The following is a 24088-nucleotide window of genomic DNA, read 5'->3' as shown; positions in this document are numbered from 1 at the left end:
ATAATGCATTGCCCGGCATGGACAGCCCATGTCCGAACCGCAACGCCTCGATCAGCTTCTTGTCACCCTTTCGCTCTTCGCCAGCCGCTCGCGCGCTCGCGATGCGATCCAGCGCGGTACGGTCACCGTGAACGGCAAGATCGTGACGAAGCCGGGAGCACTTTTTTCCGAAAATGCCAAGATCAGTATCGACGATCCGGCGCAGGATTATGTTTCCCGCGCGGCCTTGAAGCTGGTGGCGGCGCTCGATCATTTCGGTCTCGATCCGAAGGGACAACATTGTCTCGATGTCGGCGCATCGACAGGCGGCTTTACCGAAGTGCTGCTTCAGCGCGGCGCTACCCATGTCACGGCAATCGATGTCGGCCACGACCAGATGCATCCGCGCATAGCGGACGATCCACGCGTGACCAATATCGAGGGGCTGAACGCGCGCAACCTGACGGCGGAAGATATCGGCGAACCTTTCACCTTCGTCGTTTCCGATGTCTCCTTCATTTCGCTGAAGCTGGCTCTTGCACCGGCCCTTGCGCTTGCCGAACCGAGCGCGCGAGCTGCGTTGCTCGTAAAACCGCAATTCGAGGCGGGCCGCGATGCGATCGGCAAGGCCGGGCTTTTGAAGGACCCCTCCTCCGCTCCGGCTGTGGCCGCCGAACTCGAGCGCTGGTTCACCGAAGACATGGGTTGGCAAAGCCTCGGCCTCATCGCCTCGCCGATCGCTGGCGGCGACGGCAATCAGGAATTTCTTCTCGCAGGGATCAAACCATGAGCACCGAAACCGTTACCATTCAGAAGCTCGGCGCCCAGGGCGACGGCATCGCGCAGGGCACCGATGGCCCGATCTACGTGCCCTTCACGCTGCCAGGCGAAAACGTCGCCATCGCGCGCGTGAAAAGCCAAGGCACCTTGATGTCGATTACGACGGCCTCGCCGGATCGCCAGGAGCCGCACTGTCGGCATTTCGGCCCACATGGCGTCAACGGCGCCTGCGGCGGATGTACCCTGCAACATTATGCCGATGCGCCCTATCGCGCCTTCAAGCGCCAGCTGGTTGTCGACGCACTTCGCTCCAAAGGCCTGACGCCCGAAGTGGACGATATCGTCGCCGCGCATCCGGGCGAGCGCCGCAGGGTCGTCTTCGCCGCGCGCAAGACTGAAAAGGATATGCTGATCGGCTTCAATCAGGCCGAAAGCCACCACATCGTCGCCATCGAGGAATGTCCCATCGCCTCGGCCGGCATCATGGCCAGGCTGCCCGCCATCAAGACGATTGCAGCGGCAATCGCCATCAATGCCGAAGCCTTCCGCATCTCCGTATTGGAGACGCAGACGGGCCTCGATCTCGCCGTCGACGGCATCAAATCCCTTTCGGATAAGCAGCGCCGCAGCACGATCGAAACGGTGCTGTCGCTTCGCGGCATCGCCCGCGTCTCGCTGAACGGCGAGATCCTGGTGGAGCCGGTAAAGCCCATCATCGATTTCGGCGGCGTTCAGGTTGCGCCGCCGCCGGGTGCCTTCACGCAGGCGACCAAGCAGGCCGAGGACGCCATGGCGGAGCTGGTTGCAACCCATGTCGGCAAGGCCAAGCGTATCGCCGATCTCTTCGCCGGCAGCGGCACCTTCTCGCTTCGCCTGGCACGGATCGGGCGGGTGCATGCGGTCGAAGGTGAGGCCAAGCCGCTTGCCGCTTTGGATCATGCTGCCCGCAACACGCAGGGACTGAAGCCAGTCACCGTGGAACGCCGCGATCTCTTCCGCCGGCCCTTGATGGCGCAGGAATTGAAGGTCTACGATGCCGTCGTCTTCGACCCGCCGCGCGCCGGCGCGGAATTCCAGAGCAAGGAACTGGCGCGCTCCCAGGTCAAGAAGATCGTCGCCGTCTCCTGCAACCCGCTGACCCTCGCCCGCGATCTCGCTATCCTGGTCGAGGGCGGCTACCGCATTGCGCGGGTGACGCCGATCGACCAGTTCCTGTGGACCTCGCATGTCGAGGTGGTTGCGGCGCTGGAGAAGTAGCTCTCTTCGCGAGAAGTTTGGTGGCCGACCCTCCTGGTTCGAGGCTACGCCCTCTGGGCTTCGCACCTCACCATGAGGGCGGAGTCGCTCACGATCGAGATGCGCCAGAGATTAGCCTTCATGCTGAGGAGGCCCGAAGGCCGTCTCGAAGCACGAGGGCGGGCAGGGCTATCGCATATGGAGGTGGACGAGCACCATAAGCTCCTTCTCCCCTTGGGGAGAAGGTGGCCCGAAGGGTCGGATGAGGGGGTTATCGATTTGAATTCATGGATTTTTGTGGTCTTGGCGGGCACCCCCTCATCCGCCTGGCGGCACCTTCTCCCCGCTGGGGAGAAGGGGACGGCGGCGATCTCCGCTCATATACGATAGCCCTGCGAGGGCGGGTGAGCTTCACCGCTTCATGAAGGCTTCGAAAGCCGCGCGGGCCTCGGCGCTTTTCAGCTGGGCGGCGAAATGTTCGGCTTCCTCCTGGATGCGGTCGAGGACGGCATCGGTTGGGCCTCGCATCAAGTCACGCGCAATCCGCAGAGCCTCGGGCGGCTTGGCGGCGAGTTTTGCAGCCAGCGACAGCGTTTCCGTCTCCACCGTTTCCGGTGACGCCACCTTCCAGATCAGGCCCGCCTCCTTCGCTTCGGCAGCGGAGAATCCTTCGCCGAGAGCAAGCAGGGCGAAGGCACGCTGATGTCCCATCACGCGCGGAGCAAGCAGGCTTGAAGCCGCTTCCGGAACCAGCGCAAGATCGACGAAGGGTGTCTTGAACAGGCTGCGGTCGGAAGCGACCGTCAAATCGCAATGAAGGTGGATCGTGGTGCCAATGCCGATCGCCAGACCATCGACACCAGAGACGACGGGCTTCTTTGTGCTCGCCAGTGCAACGAGAAAATCAATGACTTCGCGCCCCATATTGCCGCTCATGGCGAAGGCAAGGAAATCCGCCAGATCGTTGCCGGCGGAAAAACAGCCTTCCGTGCCAAGAAAGACGTGGACGCGGATGTCCGGCGTAGCTTCCGCTGCCTTGAGCGCATCGGTCATGGTCTGATACATGGCGCGCGTGATGGCATTCTTCTTTTCCGGCCGGTTGAAGCGGATGATCTGGACCTGCGGCGCAGTCTCGGGGCGTTCGATCAGGATGTGGTCGGTCATGGCTTTTCCTTAGGCTAGTGCAGCGCGGGCGGCTTCGAGGCTGGATGCGCCGGCGATGACCCGATCAGAGAGAGCGGCGGTCTCGGCCAGAAGATTTTCGGCAGCGAACCGGCAGAGTGCGATGCGCTTGGCGCCTTCGCCGTCGCCTGCATCGGCAAGGCCACCCTTGGCCAGATACGAGCCGGTCAGCACCAGGCCGAAAAGCCGCTGGTAAGGCGTGGCGCCCGCCAGAGCTTCGGCAACGGCGCCTTCTGCCTGTTTCGACAGGAGCCATTCGCTCGTCTTTTCGAGATCGGCAATGGCTGCCTGCAGCCGCGGCGCCGTTTCACCGAAGCCTTCGAGATTGGATTTCGCGACACTATCGGCAATCTCACGCAGTTCGGCAATGACGCCGCGCACATGATCGCCATTGCCGATTGTCAGCTTGCGCGTCACCAGATCGATCGCCTGGATGCCGTTGGTGCCCTCGTAGATCGGTGCGATGCGCACATCGCGCAGCAGGCGTGCTGCCCCCGTCTCCTCGATGAAGCCCATGCCGCCATGAACCTGTATGCCAAGCGATGCGGCATCGACGCCGGCATCGGTGGAAAAGGATTTGGCGATCGGCGTCAGCAATGCTGCACGCTCCTGCCAATATTTCGCCCTCTCGGGATCGCGATGCGACATGTCGATCGCCTGTGCACAGGCGTAGCAGATCGCGCGCCCCCCTTGAGTCAGGGCTTTCATCGTCAGCAGCATACGCGCGACATCGGGATGCTCGATGATGGGGCTCATGCCCGATACGGCCGTGCCCGGCGCGCGGCCCTGGGTGCGCTCCCGGCTATAGGCGATGGCCTTCTGGGTTGCCGCTTCCGCAATCGCCACGCCCTGAATGCCGACAGCCAATCTGGCATTGTTCATCATCGTGAACATGCAGGCGAGGCCCTTGTTCTCCTCGCCCACCAGCCAGCCGACGGCGCCCTTTTCCGCACCATATTTGCCATCGCCATAGATCATCGTGCAGGTCGGTGAACCATGAATGCCGAGCTTATGTTCCAGCGAATGCACGAAAAGATCGTTGCGGGCGCCGAGCGAACCATCCTCATTCACAAGGAATTTCGGCACGAGAAACAGCGAAATGCCGCGCGTGCCGGCCGGCGCATCCGGAAGGCGGGCGAGAACGAGATGGATGATGTTCTCGGTCGCTTCGTGATCGCCCCAGGTGATGAAAATCTTCTGGCCGAAGATGCGATAGGTGCCGTCATCGCGGCGTTCGGCGCGGGAGCGCAGAGCGCCGACATCGGAACCCGCATGCGGCTCCGTCAGGTTCATGGTCCCCGTCCACTCGCCCGAGACGAGCTTTGCCAGATATGTCTTCTTGAGGTCTTCGCTGCCGTGAGCCCGCAGCGCTTCGACCGCTCCCATGGTCAGCGTCGGCGCGAGGCCGAAGGCCATCGAGGCGGAATTCCACATTTCCAGCGTCGCGATGTTCAGCATGTGCGGCAGACCCTGCCCACCGAACTCCTCGGGCGCGGTCAGGCCATTCCAGCCGCCAGCGATCCAGTCGCGGTAGAGCTTCTCCCAGCCATCGGGAAGAACCACCTTGCCATCCGCCAGCCTTGCGCCTTGCATGTCGCCATTCTCGGCAAGCGGCTCCACCTCGTCGCCGGCAAAACGCCCGGCTTCCGACAGGATGGCATCGACAAGATCGGTGCTGAGATCGCCGAGAACGCCCTCTTCCATGGCACGCTCCATGCCGGCGACATGTTTCAGCGTGAACGCGATTTCTTCGACAGGCGCCTTGTACATGATGATTTCCTCCGAACGGGTACTGACAATGACCCGCCTCACCCGGACCATCGGCCATTTGTGGTTATAGCTAGTTTATTTTTACGTAAACGTCAATTTTCTCAAATTGCAGGAAGCATCGATTTCCATCATCTCGCGAACCCGAACGTGACGTGTGTCTTACGCGTGCCGAGCGGCCGTGACATCGCCGCCTATATCCGCGATTATTCCGCCAAAGCAGCGACTTGCATAAACAATCGTCATGAACGAAGACTAAGGCAACTGTTCAGACAATGCGAATGATGCCCCCATGAACACGCTCACGTCAGCCAACACCATACCAGGCTTTATCTGGGCATACCGTCTCCGTCCCGGCGAAACCAAGCCGGAGCGCCTACCTGACGATACCGATCGTTCGAGGCTGTTCGGCGACGACGGCTTTCTCTGGCTGCATCTCAATCTCGTGGATGCCCGGGTGCCGGCCTTCCTCGAGGATGCGCCGGGGCTGAACGAAGCCGCCCGCATAGCGCTGACCACGCATGAGACACATGCAACGATTACGGTCGACGAACAGATGCTTTTCGGCACATTGGTCGACTTCCAGCGCGACTTTGCCCACAACACCCACGACATCGGCTGGCTGCATTTCGCACTGACCGATCGCCTGCTGATAACAACCCGGCTGCAGCCGCTGCGCAGCCTGGACAGGACCCGGGTGCTGATCGAAAAAAACGCCGCACGATTTTCCAATCCCGTTGATATTTTCGAGCTGATCGTCGTCGAGTTCCAACGAACCCTGATCTCCGTCGTTATCGAAATCAGCGAAGAGCTGAATGGCATCGAGGATTTCGTCCACGGCAATACGTCGCGCGACGAGCGTGCCAAGCTGCCGCCCATCCGCAGGACGATCGTGCGCCTGCATCGCCATCTGCGGACCGTTCTCTCGTTGATGCGCCACGCCGCTGCCTCCGACGACGAGGAAATGCCGCTCGGCTTCGAGGATGTCGCCGGCCGGCTGACGGGACGCCTCGAAGCGGTCGAGCACGACGTCTATGCACTGCAGGAACGGGCGAGGCTGCTGCACGAAGAGATCGATTCGAAGCTTGCCTCCGAGATCAATCGGCATCTCTACATCCTGTCGATCATGACCGCGTTTCTGCTGCCGCCGACGCTGGTGACCGGATTCTTCGGGATGAACACATCAGGGTTGCCGCTGGCGAGCGGTGCAAGTGGCACCGGATATGCGGTTGGCTTCATCATCGCCTCCATGCTGCTGGCATGGTGGCTACTCAAGCGGGTCAATATTCTCTGACGTCGAATCATGCAAAAAGCCGCCCGGCGAAAAACCGGACGGCTGGCATTGGTCGTTCTGGAAACGCTGCTTAGAAATACGGCGAATAGCACTGACGGCGCGGGCCGGAATTCGGCTGGAAGGTATTGTCGTAGGCGCGATAGGAGCGATAGCGTGACTCGCACCAGGCGACATGGCGCGGGTTGATACCCGCGGACGGAGCCGGAGCCGGCTCATAGTAACGCGGCTGGCTGGCGATCGCGCCGCCGATCAGCGCGCCTGCGCCGAAGGCAGCCAGCGGGAACCAATAGCCGTCATGATAGCGATAGCCATGACGATACCCTCGATAACCACGATAGCCGCCATACCAGCCGCGGCGGTAGTAGCCGCCATGGCGCCACTGCACCTGTTCGACATTACCAGGCGCGGCCTGGGTGGGCGCGGACTGTTTTACGATCGGTGCGGCCGGCATCTGCATGGCAAAAGACGGTGTGAAGCTCGTCAGGGCGACGGCAGCCGTTAAGGTGACTGTCGCGATTTTTGCACGGAAACCAAGCATTTTCATCTCCATTCCCTGGTTTGACTTGATACTCAAGCCTGTAGCGTTTCATGTCGGGAATGCTTCCCGAGCAAGGTTTCGCCGCCTGCTTCGTCGCATATCCGAATAGACGGCAAGAAACGCGGCAGCGCGTTATTTAGTTCCTCAAATCCCTACCGATTTAAGGAGTTACGAGGGGCTCCACGATGAACTTATAGTGATTGCTTTCTTAACCCAAGATTAACCAGCAATCCTTACTATTATTTCATGAAAGGATACCGAAAGAGTAACCTCCTCATTTACTGCTTCCTGACGATCCTGGCCCTGATGGGGCCGGTCTCCAAGCCTTCGGCCGGCGAAAGCCAGCCCTGGGACGATCCAAAAAACGCCCTGATTGTCGATGCTTACGAGCTGAACACCATCGACTGGAACGCGTTTCTGCAGGACAAACGGATAGCCGGCTTCATCTCCAAGGCGTCCGACGGACTTCCTGAAAGCTTCAGTTGCACAGGCGACCATGGCGGCGATACGGTGGCCCATTGCAGGACGATGTGGCGAAAATACGCAGTTAGCCGCGAACTGTTTCAAACCCGCCGCATGCTGGCAAAGACGAATGGCCTGTTATGGGGCGCCTATCATCTGGGGCGCCCGGGCAATCCGATCGATCAGGCCAATCATTTTCTCGACTACGCCAATCCTCAGCCCGATGAATTGATGGTGCTCGATATCGACGGCATGGACGCGACGCGGTTCATGTCGCTGGATGACGCGCAGATCTACGTCGCCCACATCAAGGTCAGGACGGGGCGCTACCCCATTCTCTACGTCAATCACAACACGGCGCGATACATAGCCGACCATCGCGGCACCTATCCGCTGCTGTCGCGGCTGCCCTTGTGGTATGCGCGCTACAAGCCTGATGTCAAAGGCACTTTTCCACTCGGCAACTGGGACAATTATGCCATCTGGCAGTTCGCTTCTTCAGACAATTGCTCGGAGAAAAGCTGCCCCTATCGCGTGCCGGGCACGCTCACCGATATCGACGTCAATGTCGTGCCGATGACGAAGATTCAGCTTGCCAAGATCTGGCCGCAGGGTGATCTCCTGCCGGCCAAACCCCTGCCCGCGCCGGACGTGACGATCGCGCTCGCGCAGATGTGCAGCGGGCCGCGGCAGACGCTCGTTTCGCTCATGGCCGACGTCGACCCAGTCGTCACTGCCTCGACCCCGCAATCGAAGCCGGCCGAGATCAACGAGCTGAATTACCAGGATTTCTAGAGTATCTTCGCTTTTCCTCAAATCGCGAAAACGCTCTATCTTCTTGTTTGTTTACGCATTCCGGACGGAAAACCGCTGCGCACCTGGAAATGCTCTACGCCTCGATCTGCACATCCGTCTTCGGACGCGAACAGCAGGCGAGGATATAGCCCTCGTCGATCTCGTCATCGAGGATGCCGCCATTGTGGCTCATCTCGACTTCGCCGGAGAGCTTCATGACCCGGCATGTCCCGCAAAGACCGGATTCGCAGGCGGCACCGATGCGCACGCCGGCGCCACGGGCCGCCTGAAGCACGGTTTGCCCCGCTGCGCAGGCCACATCCTTGCCCGCCATGGTGAAACGGATCGTGGTCGCCGCCTCGCCCGATGCATCATCGGAAACTTCTGCGAGCGGTGTCGCCGCATTGGCCGGCTGGAAGCTTTCCTGATGGTAGCGCGACATGTCGAAGCCATGGGCTTCGAGCATGGAGCGCACGGCGTCCATGAAGACTTCCGGGCCGCAGCAGAAGATCGTCCGGTCCATGAAATCCGGCGCCAGCAGACCGATCTTCGCCTTGTCGATGCGGCCCTTCAAACCCGACCAGAGATCGGTGCGGCCGCAGCCCTCGACGATGAAGCCGAGGTTGAGGCTCGGCATGAAGCGGGCGAGATATTCGAGTTCGGAGCGGAAGATGATATCCGTCGGGCTGCGCGAACAGTTGACAAAGGTAATATCAGACAATGGTGCGATATCGGACATATACCGCGTCATCGACATCATCGGCGTGATCCCGGAGCCGGCCGAGACGAAGAGATATTTCTCGCCGGGATGGCGGATATGGCTGAAATCGCCGAGCGGGCCGAAAGCCTTGATGCGCATGCCGGGCTTCAGGTTCTCGAACATCCAGCGCGTGCCGATGCTGTCCTTCTGCGCCTTCACCGTCACGGCGACCGAGAAGGGCCGCGACGGCGTCGACGACAGCGTATAGGTGCGCATGACCGACTCCGGAGCCGTCGGCAGCTCCAGCGTCACGAACTGTCCCGGCAGATAGCGGAACCAGTTGTCCTTGTCCGAGCGGAACGTGAAGGTCATCACGTCGGGCGCTTCGGGCGTGACCGAGAGGCATTCGAGCACATGCTGCCTGTCGTTCCAGGGCTGCATCTGGTCGAGGTGTCGATGCGGGTAGGAGACGGTCATGTTCATACTCAGGCAACCGCAGACAGCTTGGCCTGGTCGCCCTGCAGCCGGTTGATCATGAACGTCGTGTACCATTCGACGAACTGCATGACTCCCCCTTCATGGACCTCCGAATAGGGACCGGGCTCATAGGCCGGCGAGCGGATGCCGAAGGCGTTTTCCTCGACGATGCGGCGGTCCTGATCGTTGGTTTCGGTCCAGACGTGGGTCAGCTCTTCCAGATTGTAGTCGACACCTTCGACGGCATCCTTATGGACGAGCCACTTCGTGGTGACGGCCGTTTCCTCGGCGCTGATCGGCAGGACACGGAAGGAAATCGCGTGGTCGCCGAGCATGTGGTTCCACGTCGTCGGGTAGTGGAACAGCAGCATGGTGCCGATGCCGTTGATCGTCACGTCAGATGAAAGCGGCCGCCTGACGGCATTCTGGCCGGACATGGTGTAGCTCTCGGCCCCTTCGATCAGCGGCATGCGCGCGGCGCGGAACTGCCCATCCGGCGAGATCTTGAACTCGCTCGGCAGGCCCGCGGCTTCGCAGCGCTGCCAGTGTTCAGCGATAACGGGGTCATTCATCGCGCCCTGCACGCCGGTGACAGTCGGAGCTTCCGGGAAGGTGCGGCAAAGTTCCGGGTGATTGGCCGCGCAATGATAGCATTCGCGGTTGTTTTCCCAGACGAGCTTCCAGTTGCCCTTTTCGATAATGGTGCTTTGGAAGGCGACCTTGGCTTCGCTGATGCGATGCGGCGCCATGTAGGGCTCGATCGTCGCCCGAACCGGGGCGAAATCGGGAGCGTTCTGCGCGAGGCAGATGAAGATGTAGCCGCCGACGCTTTCGCAGTGAACCGGCTTCAGCGAATACTGGCTCTTGTCGAAATCCTCCGCCATCTGGCGGGCAAAGAGCAGCGAGCCGTCAAGTTCGTAGGTCCACTGGTGATAGGGGCAGACGAGCTTTGCCGAGGAGCCGCGCTCCGTCGTGCAGACGCGTGAGCCGCGATGGCGACAGCTATTGTGGAAGGCGCGGATGACCTGATCGCGGCCGCGGACGATGACGACGGGATAATCGCCGATCTGGACAGTGAAATAGTTGCCCGCGCGCGGCACTTCGCAATCATGGCCGATAAACAGCCAGTCGCGATAGTAGATCGTCTCCATATCGAGCTTGAAGTAATCCGGATCGGTGTAGAAGGGTTGCTCAAGGCTGAAACCCGTCCGGTGGTTCTTCAGTTGCCGCAGAACTTTGCTGCCGATGTCCATTTGCCTATCCTTAGCAGTACCAGGAGGCGGGCAAAGGACATGCACGGCCGATTGGGAGCGGCCAAAAGCAATGTCCCGACCACCCGCCGCGGTCAGTAAACCTATGTGCCCAAGGCTGGTTTCCGGGCTCTGGAGCGGCCCTGTTTCCAGAGCCCCATGGCACCTTCCCAGACCGATCGGTCCAGTGGCTTTATCCGCCATGCCTCACTCCACCACCGTTGCGGGGGCAGCGCCGGATTTTGACCGGCTTCCCAATTCTCCGTCTCCCTAGCAGACGGCACCTTGAGATTGATATCATCATAGCTCTCGGTCTCCTCGGCCGCTGCGCTGCAATGCGACATCGGCTTCGAATTTGACGACAGGCAAAACCGGACGATAAGACGGTTGCAGGCTGTGAGAATATTGAGAGGTGATTCAATCATTTAGTCGCCCGCGCGAGAGGTGGCCCGAGCATCGCATTTGCATTCTGCCAATGACGCTTTATTCTGATTGCGACAAGCCCGCGAGCGGCCGCTAATCAGGAGAATAAGTGGGCGGCGGAGAGCGCCTGCAGAGTCGGTAGCGGTAGTCTTGGCTCAGGCGCGATCAAGCTCGGCTCAAGCTCCGTAATCCATCATGTTCTCCAAAGAGTTTTATAGCGAGATCCGGCATGGCCAAACTCAGATATTTCGACGCTGGGAAGCCCGCCGAGCCCGAACCGGCGCCACCGGTATCGACGACGGGCTACAGCGAATTCCTGCGCACCGGCCGCATCAACCGCAACAGGCCACATTGGCTGGCGGAAGAGCGGGAATATCTTACCCATGAGCAGGTGGCTGTGCGCACGGCACAGAAGCTCAGGGATGCCGGCGAAAAAACCCATGACCGGCTCAACAGCTTCCACAAGTCCATCCGCTTTCCGAAGCTCATCTTTCATCACACGCTGAAGGACACGCCGCATCTCGGCTATTGCCACGTCACCGCTGCGCGGACGCAATTCGCGCATTACGAGGACGTGAACTGGGCCTTCTATATCGCCAATTTCTTTGCCCGCATCGGCCAGGAAGAGAACTTCTTCGAAGACATCAGCCTCAAATATTCGCGGATGTATTTCGCCGTCGCCATCCACCCGGACAAGGACACGGAAGACAAGAAGCTGACGATCAATCGCGACGTCAGAGGCAATGGCGTCCTGTTCCACACTCACGATCCGCAGATCGCCATCCGCAACGTTCTTCTGCTCGGCGCCCGCAACGAACAGCTTCGCGACATCATTCGCCAGCTTTGACGATTGATCCGAAAACTCGAAGGGCATAAGAAACGGCCTGAACTGCAAGCAGGCAGGCCATGGCACGACACATAGACATTCTCGAACATCCGCAAACGGCAATAGAAGTGGCGACGGCAACGCTTGCCGAGGGTCTGCCGATCGGGCTGCCGACGGAGACGGTCTACGGCCTTGCCGCCGATGCCACCAATCCAGCCGCCATTACCCGGATCTATGAGACGAAGGGCCGTCCGCGCTTCAATCCACTGATCTGCCATATGAGCGATCTCGCCATGGCCGAACGCTATGCGGTCTTCGATCCTACCTCCCGTAAATTGGCGGAAGCTTTCTGGCCCGGCCCGCTGACGCTGGTGCTACCGCTGAGACCCGACAGCGGCATCCATCCGCTGGCGACTGCCGGGCTCGACACGGTCGGCATCCGCGTGCCGCAAGGCTTTGCCGGCGATCTGATCCGCGCCTTCGGCCGTCCGCTTGCCGCGCCGAGTGCCAATACTTCGGGCAAGATCAGCGCCACAAGCGCCGATCATGTCGATGACGACCTTGGGGAGCGGATTACGCTCATCCTCGATGCCGGGGCCTCGGTCGTCGGCGTGGAATCGACCATCGTCAAGGTCGAGGATGGCGAGATACGTCTGCTGCGGCCCGGCGGGCTGGCGGCAAGCGAGATCGAACGAGTGGCCGGCAAGGCGCTGAAGCGCAAGAAGAAAGCCTCGGCTGCCATCGAGGCTCCGGGGATGATGGCTTCGCATTATGCACCGGGCGCAGCCGTGCGCCTCGACGCGACTGAGGTTTCCGCGAACGAAGCGCTGATCCGCTTTGGAACACCAGATATTCCCGGCATCGAAAAGGCTATTGCCGTGCTGGATCTGAGCGCCAGCGGCGATCTCGCCGAAGCCGCAGCAAACCTCTTTGACTTCATGAAGCGTGCCGATGCCACAGGCGCGACAACGATCGCCTTTTCGCATATTCCCGACGAGGGCCTCGGCGAGGCCATCAACGACCGGCTGCGCCGCGCCGCCGCGCCCAGAGAGTAAATCAGCCCGACGTCATCAGGCAAAGGACACGCCATGAGCAGCTCCGCCCCCTCTTCCGACCTTCTCGATCGCTTCGCCGCCATCGTCGGCGAAAAGCATGCCATACGGGACCCAGCGGAACTTGCACCGCATCTGGTGGAAAACCGCGGGCTCTATCACGGCACCTCGCCCATGCTGCTTAAGCCCGGCTCGGTAGAAGAGGTTTCGGCCATCCTCAAGCTTGCCAGCGAGACCGGCGCGGCCATCGTTCCCCAGACCGGCAATACCGGCCTTGTCGGCGGGCAAACGCCGCGCGAGGGTGGTTCCGACATCATCCTTTCGCTGGAGCGCATGAACCGCATCCGCGATATCGATCCGGTCGGCAACACCATGATCGTCGACGGTGGCTGTATTCTCGCCGATGTTCACAAGGCTGCGGCCGAGCATGGCCGCATGTTTCCGCTTTCGCTTGGTTCCGAGGGCTCCTGCCGTGTCGCCGGCAATCTTTCCACCAATGCCGGGGGTACCGCCGTTCTCGCCTATGGCAACATGCGCCAGCTTTGCCTCGGCCTCGAAGTCGTGCTGCCCACGGGCGAGATCTGGAACGGCCTGCGCCGTCTAAAGAAGGACAATACCGGCTACGACCTCCGAGACCTCTTTATCGGCGCGGAAGGCACGCTCGGCGTCATCACCGGCGCGGTGCTGAAGCTTTTCCCGCAGCCGCTTGGCCATCAGGTGGCCTTTGCCGGCCTGCAATCGGTCGATGACGCGCTGACTTTATTCAAGAATGCCTCCAGCCTCTGCGGCACGGCACTGACTGGTTTCGAGCTGATGCCGCGCATCGGCGTCGAGTTCACCACGCGGCATATTCCGGGCGTGCGCGACCCGCTCGACACAGCCCATCCCTGGTATGTCCTGATCGATATTTCCACCTCGGATTCGGCCGAAACGGCCGAGCGGATGATGTCGGCGCTGCTCGAACAGGGCTATGAGGCCGGCCTGATCCAGGATGCGACCATTGCCAGCTCGGAAGCGCAGCAGCAGGCCATCTGGCATATGCGTGAGAGCATGTCGGACGCACAGAAGCCGGAAGGCGGCTCGATCAAGCACGATGTTTCCGTGCCAGTCGCGCAAATCCCGCAATTCATGGCGGAAGCCGAAAAGGCCGTTGTCGCCGCCATGCCGGGCGCGCGTGTCTGCGCCTTCGGCCATATGGGCGACGGCAATATTCACTACAACATCTCGCAGCCCGTCGGCGCCGACAAGGCGGAGTTCATCGGCCGGTGGCGCGAGATGAACAAGATCGTGCATGGTCTGGTGCTGCAGCATGGCGGCTCGATCTCGGCCGAGCACGGCATCGGCCAGCTGAAGCGCGACGAGCTTGCTTCCATCCGCTCGGAGATCGAAATGGACCTGATGCGCCGGATCAAGACAGCCTTCGACCCGGCAGGCATCATGAATCCGGGCAAGGTCCTCAAGGTCTGAGGCTCAAACCGTCACAACGACCCGCTCCGAAGCAAAGCAGCCGATCTGGTAGGAAATCACGTTGCCATCGGCATCGATGTCTTCGCCGGCATAGGCAAGCACTGGCGCGAGGCGCGATTGCTGCAGCAGGCGGGCTTCCGCTTCAGTCGGCATGCGCGCGGTGATGTCGGTGGAGCGTCGCCAATAGTCGGCCACGCCATAATCCTTCAGCGCCGCCGTGAATGAGCCCATTACGGTGAATTTCTCTGCCAAACCGGGGAAGCGCTTGGCCGAGCAGCTGCGCATCACGACAGAGACGGGAAGCGCATCGGCATAGGCTACCAGGCACATTTCCAGCACCGCCTCGCCCGGCTGAAGATTGAGCCGCGTGGCGATATCGGCAGTTGCCGGAACTTCCCTGGCCGAGACAACCTTGCGCGTGAGGTTCGCATCCGTCGCGGTCAGATCCTTGGTGAACCGTACCTTGTCGCCCAACTGGAAACGAACGGGCATATCGGCACGGACATAGGCGCCGCTGCCGCGCGCCACGCGCAACAAGCCCTCCCCTTCCAGCTCTGCGATCGCGCGCCGTATCGTCACCCGGGAGACACCGAATTGTTCGGACAAAGCGCGCTCGCCCGGCAGCCGGCTGCCGGGCGCATGCGTGCCCGTATCGATTGCATTTCTCAGCTTCGCGGCAACGGCCGCCCAGCCGCCCGCAGCCCTTACGCCTTTGTCCTGTCGATTTTTCTCTTCCATCACAATAGTGTCGCCTTGAAATTGGTATATACCAATTTATAAAGATCCAGATTGTTTATGGAAGGGTTCGGCATGGGCGACAAGCGCATATATGTGACGTCAGTCAGCAGCAGTGGCGTTCACGCGTTCAGCAAGCAGACCAAGGATTACATTCAGCTGCTAACGGGGCTCGGCGTCGAAGGCGATGCGCATATGGGGGTGACGGTGAAACACCGCTCTCGTGTTGCGGTCGATCCGACCCAGCCGAATCTGCGCCAGGTGCACCTCATTCAGGAAGAGTTGTTCGACGAGCTCACTGAAAAGGGTTTTTCCGTTTCGCCGGGTGACATGGGCGAGAATATTGCCACCCGAGGGATCGATCTGCTTTCTCTGCCGCAAGGCACGCGCCTGCATATCGGCGCTGAAGCGATCGTCGAGGTGACGGGCTTGCGCAATCCCTGTAAGCAGATCGACAATTTTCAGAAAGGCCTGCTGCATGCCGTGCTCGACAAGGATGCCGATGGTGGGCTGATCCGCAAGGCGGGCATCATGGGCATCGTCGTGCAGGGCGGCCGTGTGCAGCGCGATGATGCAATACGTATCGAGTTGCCGCCGCTGCCGCATGCGAAGCTTGAGCGGGTTTGATCAAAGATAACAGCGTCATGGTCAGGCAGGCATGCCTACGGCGGGGACGACCTTATGGGAGAAGCCAGCTCTGAATATGCTGAGCCTCTGATACCCCCCTCTGTCCCTTTCGGGACATCTCCCCCACAAGGGGGGAGATCGTTAACCTGCGGCGCGTAGTTGCCCCAAGTAAGCATCGCATTTATTGAAATCGAAGTTTTTGTTTTAACTAAGGGCGGGCGTCATACTCCCCACAATCTCCCCCCTTGTGGGGGAGATGTCACGAAGTGACAGAGGGGGGTGCGCACTGTCCGCGGCGACCGCGGCCAGCGTCACCCCCCGCTGGATCAATCGAAATCGTCCTGGCCCGAATTGCCGCCGCCATTGCGGTTGCCCGAGATGATCTCGCGCTTGCCGACGTGGTTGGCGGGGCCGACCAGGCCGTCCTTTTCCATGCGCTCGACCAGCGATGCCGCGCGGTTGTAGCCGATGCCGAGGCGGCGCTGGATGTAAGAGGTCGAGCACTTCTTGTCGCGCATGACCACCTTGATCGCCTGCTCGTAGAGATCGTCGCCGTCTTCCGAGGCAATCGCGCCCTTGTCGAAGACGGCTGTGTCTTCTTCCTCGTCTTCCTCATCCTCGTCAGCGGTCACCGTATCGAGATATTCCGGACGGCCCTGCAGCTTCAGATGTGCCACGACCTTCTCGACTTCCTCGTCGGAGACGAAGGGGCCGTGGACGCGGGAGATGCGGCCGCCGCCGGCCATGTGCAGCATGTCACCCTGGCCGAGGAGCTGTTCCGCCCCCTGCTCACCGAGAATGGTGCGGCTGTCGATCTTCGACGTCACCTGGAAGGAGATACGCGTCGGGAAGTTCGCCTTGATCGTGCCGGTGATGACGTCGACGGACGGACGCTGCGTCGCCATGATCAGATGGATACCTGCGGCACGCGCCATCTGCGCCAGGCGCTGGATCGCACCTTCGATCTCCTTGCCGGCAACCATCATCAGATCGGCCATTTCGTCGACGATGACGACAATATAGGGCATCGGCGTCAGGTCCATTTCCTGTTGCTCTTCGATCGGGGCACCAGTGCCCTTGTCGAAGCCAGTCTGAACCATGACGTGGATCGTCTCACCCTTTTCCTTGGCGGAGGCAACGCGGCTGTTGTAGCCGTCGATATTGCGTACGCCGAGGCGCGACATCTTCTTATAGCGATCCTCCATTTCGCGCACCGCCCATTTCAGCGCCATGACGGCCTTCTTGGGATCGGTCACGACAGGGGTCAGGAGGTGCGGGATGCCGTCATAGACCGAGAGTTCCAGCATCTTCGGATCGACCATGATCAGGCGGCACTGTTCCGGGGTCATGCGATAGAGCAGCGACAGGATCATGGTGTTGATGGCGACGGACTTGCCCGAGCCGGTGGTGCCGGCCACGAGCAGATGCGGCATCTTCGCGAGTTCTGCGATAACAGGCTCGCCGCCGATCGTCTTGCCGAGGCCGAGCGCCAGCTTGTAGCCGCTCTTCTCGAAATCGGGCGAATCGATCATCTCGCGGAAATAAACCGTCTCGCGGTTGACGTTCGGCAGTTCGATGCCAATGACGTTGCGGCCCGGAACGACAGCAACGCGAGCCGAGAGGGCCGACATCGAACGGGCGATATCGTCTGCGAGGTTGATGACGCGCGAGGATTTGACGCCGGGCGCCGGCTCGAATTCATAAAGGGTGACAACCGGGCCGGGGCGGACATGGATGATCTCGCCCTTGACGCCAAAATCCTCGAGCACGCTCTCCAGCAGGCCGGCATTCTGCTCAAGCGTTTCCTGCGTCATGATCACGCCGGAACGGGCGACGGGCTCCTGCAGCAATTCACGCGGCGGCAGCTCGTATTCTCCATCGGCGGTGCGGGCGATCGGGCGCCATTCGGGCGGCGTCAGGGAGACGGGACGGCGCGGCGAGATCGGCGAAGGCGGCGCGTCGATCAGGCGCTGAGCAGCGGCCTCAACTGCTGGAATGGTGGATGCAGCCTTGACGACGGGTTCAGCAGCCGCCGGAGCGGCGACTTTCGCCGGCATCGGTGCCACGACCATGACCGGAGCGGGGCGAGTTTCGACAGCCGGAGCGGTTTCAGCGCCATAAACGGCGGTGACAAAGGCAGGCGGTACGAATGTCTCGGCTGAGGCCTCAACGACAGGCTGCGGCTCCGGCTGCGGCGCTTCCTCAGCGACCGGCACAACTTCGATGGCCGGAGCCAGAACGGCCGCTTCCAGCGCTGCGAGCTCGTCCATGGCCGGCGTGCTCAGATCTGCCGCCGGCTGGCTGGGAACAGTTTCGACTGGTGCTGCGAGCTCTACTGCCGGAGGCTGCGCGGCAACGGGCTGCCGCTCGACGGCGGCGGCCGGACGGCGGCACTCGACGACGCGGAACTTTGCGATGATCGATTCGGCATCGACTTCCGGCTTGGACGGCGCGGGCTGCTTCGGCTCACCCCTGAGGGCAGAAACGAACTCGCCGTCGAACGGCATCGCGTCCCAGAAAGCGAAATCGGAAAGATGGGCAAGACGCGACTCGACCACAGGCGCGGCTACGGACTCGGGAACACTTGACTGTACAGGGGAAGCATCCAGCGCGATCGCGGGAGCTTTCGAGAATGCGGTAGCGATAACGGTCATCTCCAATGCGTCCGGCTCGGTTGCCGGGGAATTCTGAATTACTGTCGGAATATAGCCTTCCACCACCAGCGGCATGTCTTCGAGCGGTGGCAGATGGAACTCGTCCTGCCGCACGGGCGGGACGACAATGGCTGCAGCAGGTACTTCGGCCACAACAGGCGGCTCCATCACCCGCATCGCTGCATGCGCGGAAGCCTGCGGCCGGATCTCGGGCTTCGGCTCGGCAGGCGGACGGCGGCTGATGATTTCGTTTTCACGCGTGCGGGTAAAGCGCACGTTCGGCCCCATCAGGAAGGCATTCTGCCAACCTGGAGACGCGAGATCTTCCGCAGAGATCCCCTGCGGCAGAACCGGCATTTCCTGTTCGCTCGTAACCGCAGCGGCCTGCAACGCCTCTACAACGGGCGGTGGCGCAGCTGCGGTGCGCTTCCTCACCTCGTCGGCAAGGCGCTTTTCCTCGGCTTGGCGCTGCTCTTCGGCCTTGCGCTTAGCTTCGCGGGCATTGCGAATCTTCTCTTCCAGAAACGCGCGGCGAGCAGCAATCTGCTCGGCCCGGCGGGCCTCTTCGGCCGCCTGCTCCGGGTCGAGATCCCCCTCCGGCTGGACGCCTTGCGAGGCATTGGAAAGTGTCGTTCGGGAAAGACGCATGAGACCTGCAACCCAGTCATTGATATTGCCGTTGGCTTCTCAAATCGAATAGGGCAAGGATGGTTAATAAGTTCCTTCCTGCCGTTGTGGAAAGCTGCCATTCCACACCCGAAAAACACGTCCGAATATGCTCAGAAACCCTGCGAAAACAATGGCATGGCAAGCCCCTGCCGCGCGGAAGCGCAACAGGGAGACAGGTTAGATTTTTTGCGGGAACCTGTTACCGCGACGAAGACAGCTGCGCGATGGAAAGCAGCGTATCGGCGCTGATGCCGGAGCTCGACGACGAGCCCGTGAGAATCGATAGCGCCGGCGATGTCGAGGAGGTCGTATTGTTCTCCATGTCATACATCGCGGAGAATCGCTGTAGCAGCTGATTGACCTTATCCGGGTCCTGCAGATCGCTCACATTGACGAACTTGCTCAGCATGCTGGCCTGGGTATCGACATCCATATTGGAGATCGAGCTTGGCAGGTTGTAGGTGGTGGTGATGACCTCATAAAGCGCCGAATCGCCCATGATGTCATAGATCGAGTTGATATCTGGCGCCTTGCGCTGGAAGTAGAGCGCCAGTCGCACGCCGGGATTGGTCTCGCCTTGCTGATCTTCCAGCGTTTGATGCAGAAAGAGATCATTGGTCGCCGCAAGGGCGCCCTGGTTTTGCGCGGTGCCGAGCTTGCTGTCGGTCAGGTTGCCGTCGGTGCCGAAATTGAACGCCTCGACGATGCTCTTGAACTTGGCGCCATCGGTCGTGTTGATGAAGCTCTTCGAATCGGACGGATCGGAGGCGAAAGCTTTCTTCAGCGTCGCCGTATCGACCGTCTTCGGATCGATGCCATTGGCCGTCAGGATGAAATTCGTAAGCTTGCTGTCGGCCAGGAGATCCGTGACGCTGGTCACCTTGACGATATTGGTGGCGAAATAGGTGCCCGCGGTCTTGGCATCGCTGGTGGCTTTGGTCAGTTCGGCGCCCGACAGCCCCGCCGTGGTGCGGCTGGAATATTCCGAGATATAGCTGTTGATCTGCGTTTGCGACAAAGACTGCACCGGCGCCTTCAGATTGCCTTTGCTGTCGAAATTGAAGGCCTTGGCAAGCGCGGTAAAACGAGAGTCCTTGAGCGAGTTGACATAGCTCTTCGGATCGTAAGGATCGCTTTCGAGAATCTTCGTCAGCTGAGACTTCGTGACTTCGTTCTCGCCGATGCCATAGGCACGCAGCGCCATCTGGTAAAGTTCCGGCGCGCTATCGTTGGCGGCACTGCTGTCGGACGTATTGCTCGCAAAGAAATCCTTGATGGTCTTCACGCTGGCGATGCGGTTCTTGTAGTTGTTGACCGCATCCGTGGTCAGGGTCGATTGCGACGACTGGTAGTTGCTCATATAGGCCTTTGAGGCCGCGTCGATCTCAGACTGGGACTGCGCGGTCTGACCGGAAGCAAGCGTCCCGTCCGACTGGAAATTGAATTGGGAGACGACGCCGGTCAAACCGAAGATGGCGGCGGTCGTCGAATCGCCAAAGGCGTTCTTGAAGACGACGGCTGGCGTCGTCGGATCGATGCCATAAGCAGTCTTGATGTAATCGAAAAGGCGCGTGTCCGATGTCAGCTGGTCGACCGACGTGATGGAGCCGATATGATTCTTGTAATAGAGATCGTTGTCGGTTGCGCCGACGCTCGTCGTGAACGAGGGCACGGTGGAATTGTAGGCGCTCATCACATCGGTCTGCTGACTGAGCGTCTGCGGCCCTCCGGGATAGTTCGCGGTATAGCCTGCCGTGGTGGCGCTTATCTGGTCAGATGTCTGTGCTTGTGAACCGGATGCGACGGTGCCGTCGCTCTGGAAGTTGAATTCCGCCATGACGGCGGTCAGCCCGTTCGAACTTGCGGTGCTGGCATCCTTGGCCGAAGCATTGAACTGGTCTGCCGTAATGTAGGACGGAATATTGAATGCCGTCTTGACGTATTGGAACAGCTGCGGATTGGACGTCAGCTGATCGACCGAGGTGACGCTGCCGATATTGGCCTCGTAATAGGCCGTGTCGCCGTCCGGCGTCGATGTCTTGACCGTGCCATCGGCATTGAAATTGAATTCCGCCACTAGGGCCTTGTCGGCAGTGCCACCATTCTGATTGACGTAGCTGTTCGGATCGCTGAGATCGCTCGTCAGCATCTGCTTCAGAGCCGAATTCGACACATAGGTCGGGTCGATACCGTAGGCCTGCAGCACATAATTACGCAGGCGGGTATTGCCGAGCAGGTCATCGACCGTCTTAACCGAGCTGATATTCTGGCTGTAATAGGTCGTTTCGCTCGCCGCCGACGTCTCCTCATTCGTAAAGGATTGTTGGTAAAGCCCGATGAGGTCGTCTTCCTGCGTGCTGGTTTGTGCCGTATTCGTCGTACCCGTCGCGCTCGTGCCGAAATTGAACGCCGCAGCGAATTCTTTGTAGCGCGGATCGGTGAGCTTATTGGCGAAACTACTGGAGTCGCTGAGGTCGCTGGTCAGGACCTGTTTCATAAAGGCCTTGGCGTAGGTCATGTCCGAAAGCCCGTAGGCTTCCATTGCGTAACTGTATAATTGATAGTCATTCAGGAAGCTGTCGACGTCAGTTACTTTGCCGATATTGGCGTTGTAATAGTCGATCAAACGCTTGTTTTGCGACTGCTGCGCCACCTGGTTGAGTGAGGTCGCCATATCTCTGGTTGCGATCGTATAACCAAGATAAGTGGAAATCATCAGCAGAATCCCAATAGATCTCTAATAAAGGGGGCGAATCTGGCTGACATTATTTCATACAAACCTTACCTGAGACTTACACGCACTCACCTTATGCGTGCACTATACTGGCGCACCACCCTGCCCTGTGTTCACCTTATGGAAACCCTGATGCATTCGAGTTTGCTAACCATTTGAGGACGCAAAGTTTTCTTAACCTCGATTTTTAAGCTGTCTGGAAGGGACGGCGCCTAATCTGCCCAACAACGAGAGGACAAAAGTTCTCCGAGAGAAGACCGGAACAACCGGCTCTCAGGTAAAGCAAGGGTAGAAAAATCGATGACTAATACCGTCCTGAAGCCCGACTGGGCTGGAACCACACTGCGGCTTGATCCGGCGCGCTTCCCGCAACAGGTCAGCTACGCCATGCGAGGTGCCGAAGGTGATGTCACCATTACGATCGACGAGCGCGGCGCAGTGCTGCGCAAGATCCTGCCGTCCAGCGGCCTGCCGCTGTCCGTCGCCTTGCCCAAGCGTGCATTCCAGGGTGTAGCCGCCCGCGCCATAGATCACGGCGACGGCGAAGTCACCGTCACGCTGGAACTGCATCACTCCGATCCGGACCTCTGCATCCCCCTTCTCGTGGCCCACGATTTGAGCGACATCGCCGCCGACTGGCGCTCCTGGTCGGAAGCCTTCCGTATTCCGATGCTGATGATCGAAGCCGACGGCGTGGCCCGTCCGCTGGAAGAACATCTCGGCGGTGTCCGATCGCAGGACAGCCAGCCGCGTCGCCGCCATTCCTATTTCGCAAATCGCCGCCCACGCTTCCTCGTGCGCCGCACGACCGGCAAGCTCGGCATCAAGATGAAAATTCAGGGTCGCGAGATCATCGCCAGACATTAAGCCGATAAGGCTTGAAACCGAATATCGCCAGAAACCGGCCGCGGGAAAACCGATCCCGCGGCCGAAATCTTATGGTATCAGCGAGCGTTCCATGATGATCGTTCGTTCATCGCCATGGAAACTCTCGCCGACAGCATGGAAGCCGAGCTTTTCGTAAAAGCCCTGCGCGGTAATCGACGAGGGGACGGACAGGGTAGTATTGCCACCTGCCCTCGCCGCTCGTTCGATTGCCGCCATCAGGTAGGCGCCAATGCCACGTCGCTGCGCGGAGGGAGAGACGAACACCGTGCGCACGACGGCACGGTCAAGACTCGCGGTGCCGACAATGCTTCCATCTTCGACCGCCACGAAGACCGTTCTGCTGCTCATGAGCCTGCGCACGCCAGCGGGACTAAAGCTTTCGGCAACGCGCGCGATGATATCGGGGGAATAATCCTGAGCGTTGCTCTCGTGAAGTGCGGTCGGGATTACGCCGCTGATCGCCTCGGTGTCCGCCTCTGAGGCCAGACGGATTTCGCATGCCATGACGCCCTCCCCTGGAACCTGATGCGGCGCATCCCTTCCTTCAGGGAGCAAGAAACAGGAACGACAGGACAAGACCGGCGAAGATGATCAGCCCCACCCGATTGTTTGATTTGAAGAGGGCCAGGCATTGTGCGCCGTCGTTGATATCGAGCACGGCGATCTGATAGGCGAACATGCCGCCGGCGACGGCCAGGCCGAGATAGGCCAGCCAGCTTGTACCTGCGAGCGCAAAGGATAGCAGCATCAGAAGCAGCGTCGCCCCATAGAGCCCGACCAGCCAGAGGCGCGTCTGATCGCCGAAAAGCCGGGCGGTCGAGCGCACACCGATCAGCTCATCATCCTCCTTGTCCTGATGCGCGTAGATCGTATCGTAACCGATGGTCCAGAGGATGGCGGCGAGATAGAGCACGATCGGGGCAAGCGACAGGCTGCCGAAGAGACCCGCCCAGCCCATCAGAGCGCCCCAGGAAAAGGCAAGGCCGAGGAAGAATTGCGGCCAGTCGGTAAAGCGCTTTGCAAAGGGATAGAGCGCAACGATGCCGAGCGACAGGACACCGAACACGACGGCAAACCAATTGAACTGCAGCAGCACCAGCAAGCCGACGAGAGCCTGCAATGCGATGAACACTTTGGCCTGAAGGCGCGTCACGCGGCCCGAGGGCAGCGGGCGCGAGCGGGTACGCGCCACGGACATGTCGATCTCGTGGTCGACCAGATCGTTGTAGGTACAGCCGGCACCGCGCATCGCGACGGCGCCGATGAAATAGAGGGAGAGATGGTAGATCACCACGAAGCCGGGGGAGCCATGTCCCAGGGCGACGGAGGCATTGGCCGCAAGCGCGACGGACCAGAAGCATGGCCACATCAGGAGCTGCCAGCCGATCGGCCTGTCCCAGCGTGCAAGCTGGGCGTATGGCCAAAGCGTCGGGGGCAGAACGCGGTAGACCCAGTTGCCGGATGGCGCGTCAGCGACGCGCCCGTTGATGTCGCCTGTGTTTTGCATAGGCGAGTAGTAGTGATATCCGGCACCCGAGGTCAAGCGGCGAGGC

At 60.4% G+C, this 24088-nt stretch carries 19 protein-coding genes and 1 riboswitch; of the genes, 9 read left to right on the top strand and 10 right to left on the bottom strand.

Annotated elements, in window-relative coordinates; genetic code table 11:
- The first annotated feature begins 28 nt into the window (after positions 1-28).
- Together FBZ97_RS25970 and FBZ97_RS25965 are read left to right on the top strand one after the other, a co-directional pair.
- Complete coding sequence (locus tag FBZ97_RS25970; RefSeq protein ID WP_145322720.1) at positions 29-769, top strand: TlyA family RNA methyltransferase; 741 nt, start codon at positions 29-31, stop codon at positions 767-769.
- Positions 766-2016, top strand: a complete 1251-nt coding sequence (locus tag FBZ97_RS25965; RefSeq protein ID WP_145322718.1) for a class I SAM-dependent RNA methyltransferase — start codon at positions 766-768, stop codon at positions 2014-2016. The genes FBZ97_RS25970 and FBZ97_RS25965 overlap by 4 nt, the downstream gene beginning before the upstream one ends.
- Before the next feature lie 390 nt (positions 2017-2406).
- Here the strand turns inward: FBZ97_RS25965 and FBZ97_RS25960 are convergent, their stop codons facing one another.
- Together FBZ97_RS25960 and FBZ97_RS25955 are read right to left on the bottom strand one after the other, a co-directional pair.
- Entirely contained in the window at positions 2407-3159 is a 753-nt protein-coding gene (locus FBZ97_RS25960) for a crotonase/enoyl-CoA hydratase family protein (protein ID WP_145322716.1), read from the bottom strand.
- A 9-nt stretch (positions 3160-3168) separates the two neighbouring features.
- Positions 3169-4947 (bottom strand): acyl-CoA dehydrogenase, encoded by a 1779-nt coding sequence (locus tag FBZ97_RS25955; protein ID WP_145322714.1) that lies wholly within the window; start codon positions 4945-4947, stop codon positions 3169-3171.
- 289 nt (positions 4948-5236) lie between these two features.
- On the opposite strand from FBZ97_RS25955, the gene FBZ97_RS25950 reads away from it, so the two are divergent.
- Positions 5237-6238, top strand: a complete 1002-nt coding sequence (locus FBZ97_RS25950) for a transporter (protein WP_113330486.1) — start codon at positions 5237-5239, stop codon at positions 6236-6238.
- Positions 6239-6308: 70 nt separating this feature from the next.
- On the opposite strand, the gene FBZ97_RS25945 is transcribed toward FBZ97_RS25950, so the two are convergent.
- Positions 6309-6776, bottom strand: coding sequence for a BA14K family protein (locus tag FBZ97_RS25945; protein WP_145322712.1), 468 nt, complete (start codon positions 6774-6776; stop codon positions 6309-6311).
- Positions 6777-7022: 246 nt separating this feature from the next.
- Between FBZ97_RS25945 and FBZ97_RS25940 the strand changes: the two genes are divergently transcribed.
- On the top strand, positions 7023-8033 hold the full coding sequence (locus FBZ97_RS25940) for a GH25 family lysozyme (RefSeq protein WP_145322710.1): 1011 nt from the start codon (positions 7023-7025) through the stop codon (positions 8031-8033).
- Positions 8034-8127: 94 nt separating this feature from the next.
- Here FBZ97_RS25940 and FBZ97_RS25935 read toward each other — a convergent pair whose 3' ends face one another.
- A complete protein-coding gene (locus tag FBZ97_RS25935; RefSeq protein ID WP_145322708.1) occupies positions 8128-9216 on the bottom strand; it encodes a hybrid-cluster NAD(P)-dependent oxidoreductase in 1089 nt (362 codons plus the stop codon).
- A 2-nt stretch (positions 9217-9218) separates the two neighbouring features.
- On the bottom strand, positions 9219-10463 hold the full coding sequence (locus tag FBZ97_RS25930; protein ID WP_145322706.1) for an aromatic ring-hydroxylating dioxygenase subunit alpha: 1245 nt from the start codon (positions 10461-10463) through the stop codon (positions 9219-9221).
- A 95-nt stretch (positions 10464-10558) separates the two neighbouring features.
- Positions 10559-10763: riboswitch (cobalamin riboswitch) on the bottom strand.
- 349 nt (positions 10764-11112) lie between these two features.
- On the opposite strand from FBZ97_RS25930, the gene FBZ97_RS25925 reads away from it, so the two are divergent.
- Genes FBZ97_RS25925 through FBZ97_RS25915 form a run of 3 tightly spaced genes read left to right on the top strand, consistent with a single transcriptional unit; the run spans position 11113 to position 14228 of the window.
- Positions 11113-11730 (top strand): DUF6656 family protein, encoded by a 618-nt coding sequence (locus tag FBZ97_RS25925; protein ID WP_069613716.1) that lies wholly within the window; start codon positions 11113-11115, stop codon positions 11728-11730.
- Positions 11731-11789: 59 nt separating this feature from the next.
- The gene (locus FBZ97_RS25920; protein WP_145322704.1) at positions 11790-12764 is read left to right on the top strand and encodes an L-threonylcarbamoyladenylate synthase; all 975 of its coding nucleotides are present in this window, start codon (positions 11790-11792) and stop codon (positions 12762-12764) included.
- Positions 12765-12797: 33 nt separating this feature from the next.
- Positions 12798-14228: an FAD-binding oxidoreductase gene (locus FBZ97_RS25915; protein ID WP_145322702.1), complete on the top strand. Its 1431-nt coding sequence runs from the start codon at positions 12798-12800 to the stop codon at positions 14226-14228.
- Positions 14229-14231: 3 nt separating this feature from the next.
- On the opposite strand, the gene phnF is transcribed toward FBZ97_RS25915, so the two are convergent.
- On the bottom strand, positions 14232-14966 hold the full coding sequence (gene phnF, locus FBZ97_RS25910) for a phosphonate metabolism transcriptional regulator PhnF (RefSeq protein WP_145322700.1): 735 nt from the start codon (positions 14964-14966) through the stop codon (positions 14232-14234).
- Positions 14967-15038: 72 nt separating this feature from the next.
- On the opposite strand from phnF, the gene FBZ97_RS25905 reads away from it, so the two are divergent.
- The gene (locus FBZ97_RS25905) at positions 15039-15590 is read left to right on the top strand and encodes an MOSC domain-containing protein (RefSeq protein WP_145322698.1); all 552 of its coding nucleotides are present in this window, start codon (positions 15039-15041) and stop codon (positions 15588-15590) included.
- 326 nt (positions 15591-15916) lie between these two features.
- Here the strand turns inward: FBZ97_RS25905 and FBZ97_RS25900 are convergent, their stop codons facing one another.
- Both FBZ97_RS25900 and FBZ97_RS25895 read right to left on the bottom strand, forming a co-directional pair.
- On the bottom strand, positions 15917-18892 hold the full coding sequence (locus tag FBZ97_RS25900; RefSeq protein ID WP_145322696.1) for a DNA translocase FtsK: 2976 nt from the start codon (positions 18890-18892) through the stop codon (positions 15917-15919).
- Positions 18893-19112: 220 nt separating this feature from the next.
- Positions 19113-21629, bottom strand: a complete 2517-nt coding sequence (locus FBZ97_RS25895) for a DUF1217 domain-containing protein (RefSeq protein WP_145322694.1) — start codon at positions 21627-21629, stop codon at positions 19113-19115.
- Between the two features lie 318 nt (positions 21630-21947).
- Between FBZ97_RS25895 and FBZ97_RS25890 the strand changes: the two genes are divergently transcribed.
- Positions 21948-22514 (top strand): DUF6101 family protein, encoded by a 567-nt coding sequence (locus FBZ97_RS25890; protein ID WP_069613709.1) that lies wholly within the window; start codon positions 21948-21950, stop codon positions 22512-22514.
- Between the two features lie 69 nt (positions 22515-22583).
- Here the strand turns inward: FBZ97_RS25890 and FBZ97_RS25885 are convergent, their stop codons facing one another.
- Together FBZ97_RS25885 and ubiA are read right to left on the bottom strand one after the other, a co-directional pair.
- The gene (locus FBZ97_RS25885) at positions 22584-23039 is read right to left on the bottom strand and encodes a GNAT family N-acetyltransferase (RefSeq protein WP_145322692.1); all 456 of its coding nucleotides are present in this window, start codon (positions 23037-23039) and stop codon (positions 22584-22586) included.
- 40 nt (positions 23040-23079) lie between these two features.
- Positions 23080-24042, bottom strand: a complete 963-nt coding sequence (ubiA, locus tag FBZ97_RS25880) for a 4-hydroxybenzoate octaprenyltransferase (RefSeq protein ID WP_145322796.1) — start codon at positions 24040-24042, stop codon at positions 23080-23082.
- Positions 24043-24088 lie beyond the last annotated feature (46 nt).

It is taken from the genome of Rhizobium sp. ERR 942 (genome assembly GCF_007828395.1).
Taxonomy (GTDB): Bacteria; Pseudomonadota; Alphaproteobacteria; order Rhizobiales; family Rhizobiaceae; genus Rhizobium; species Rhizobium dioscoreae.
Note: the sequence above shows the minus strand (reverse complement) of the source record. Positions and strands in the feature narration are given on the sequence as shown.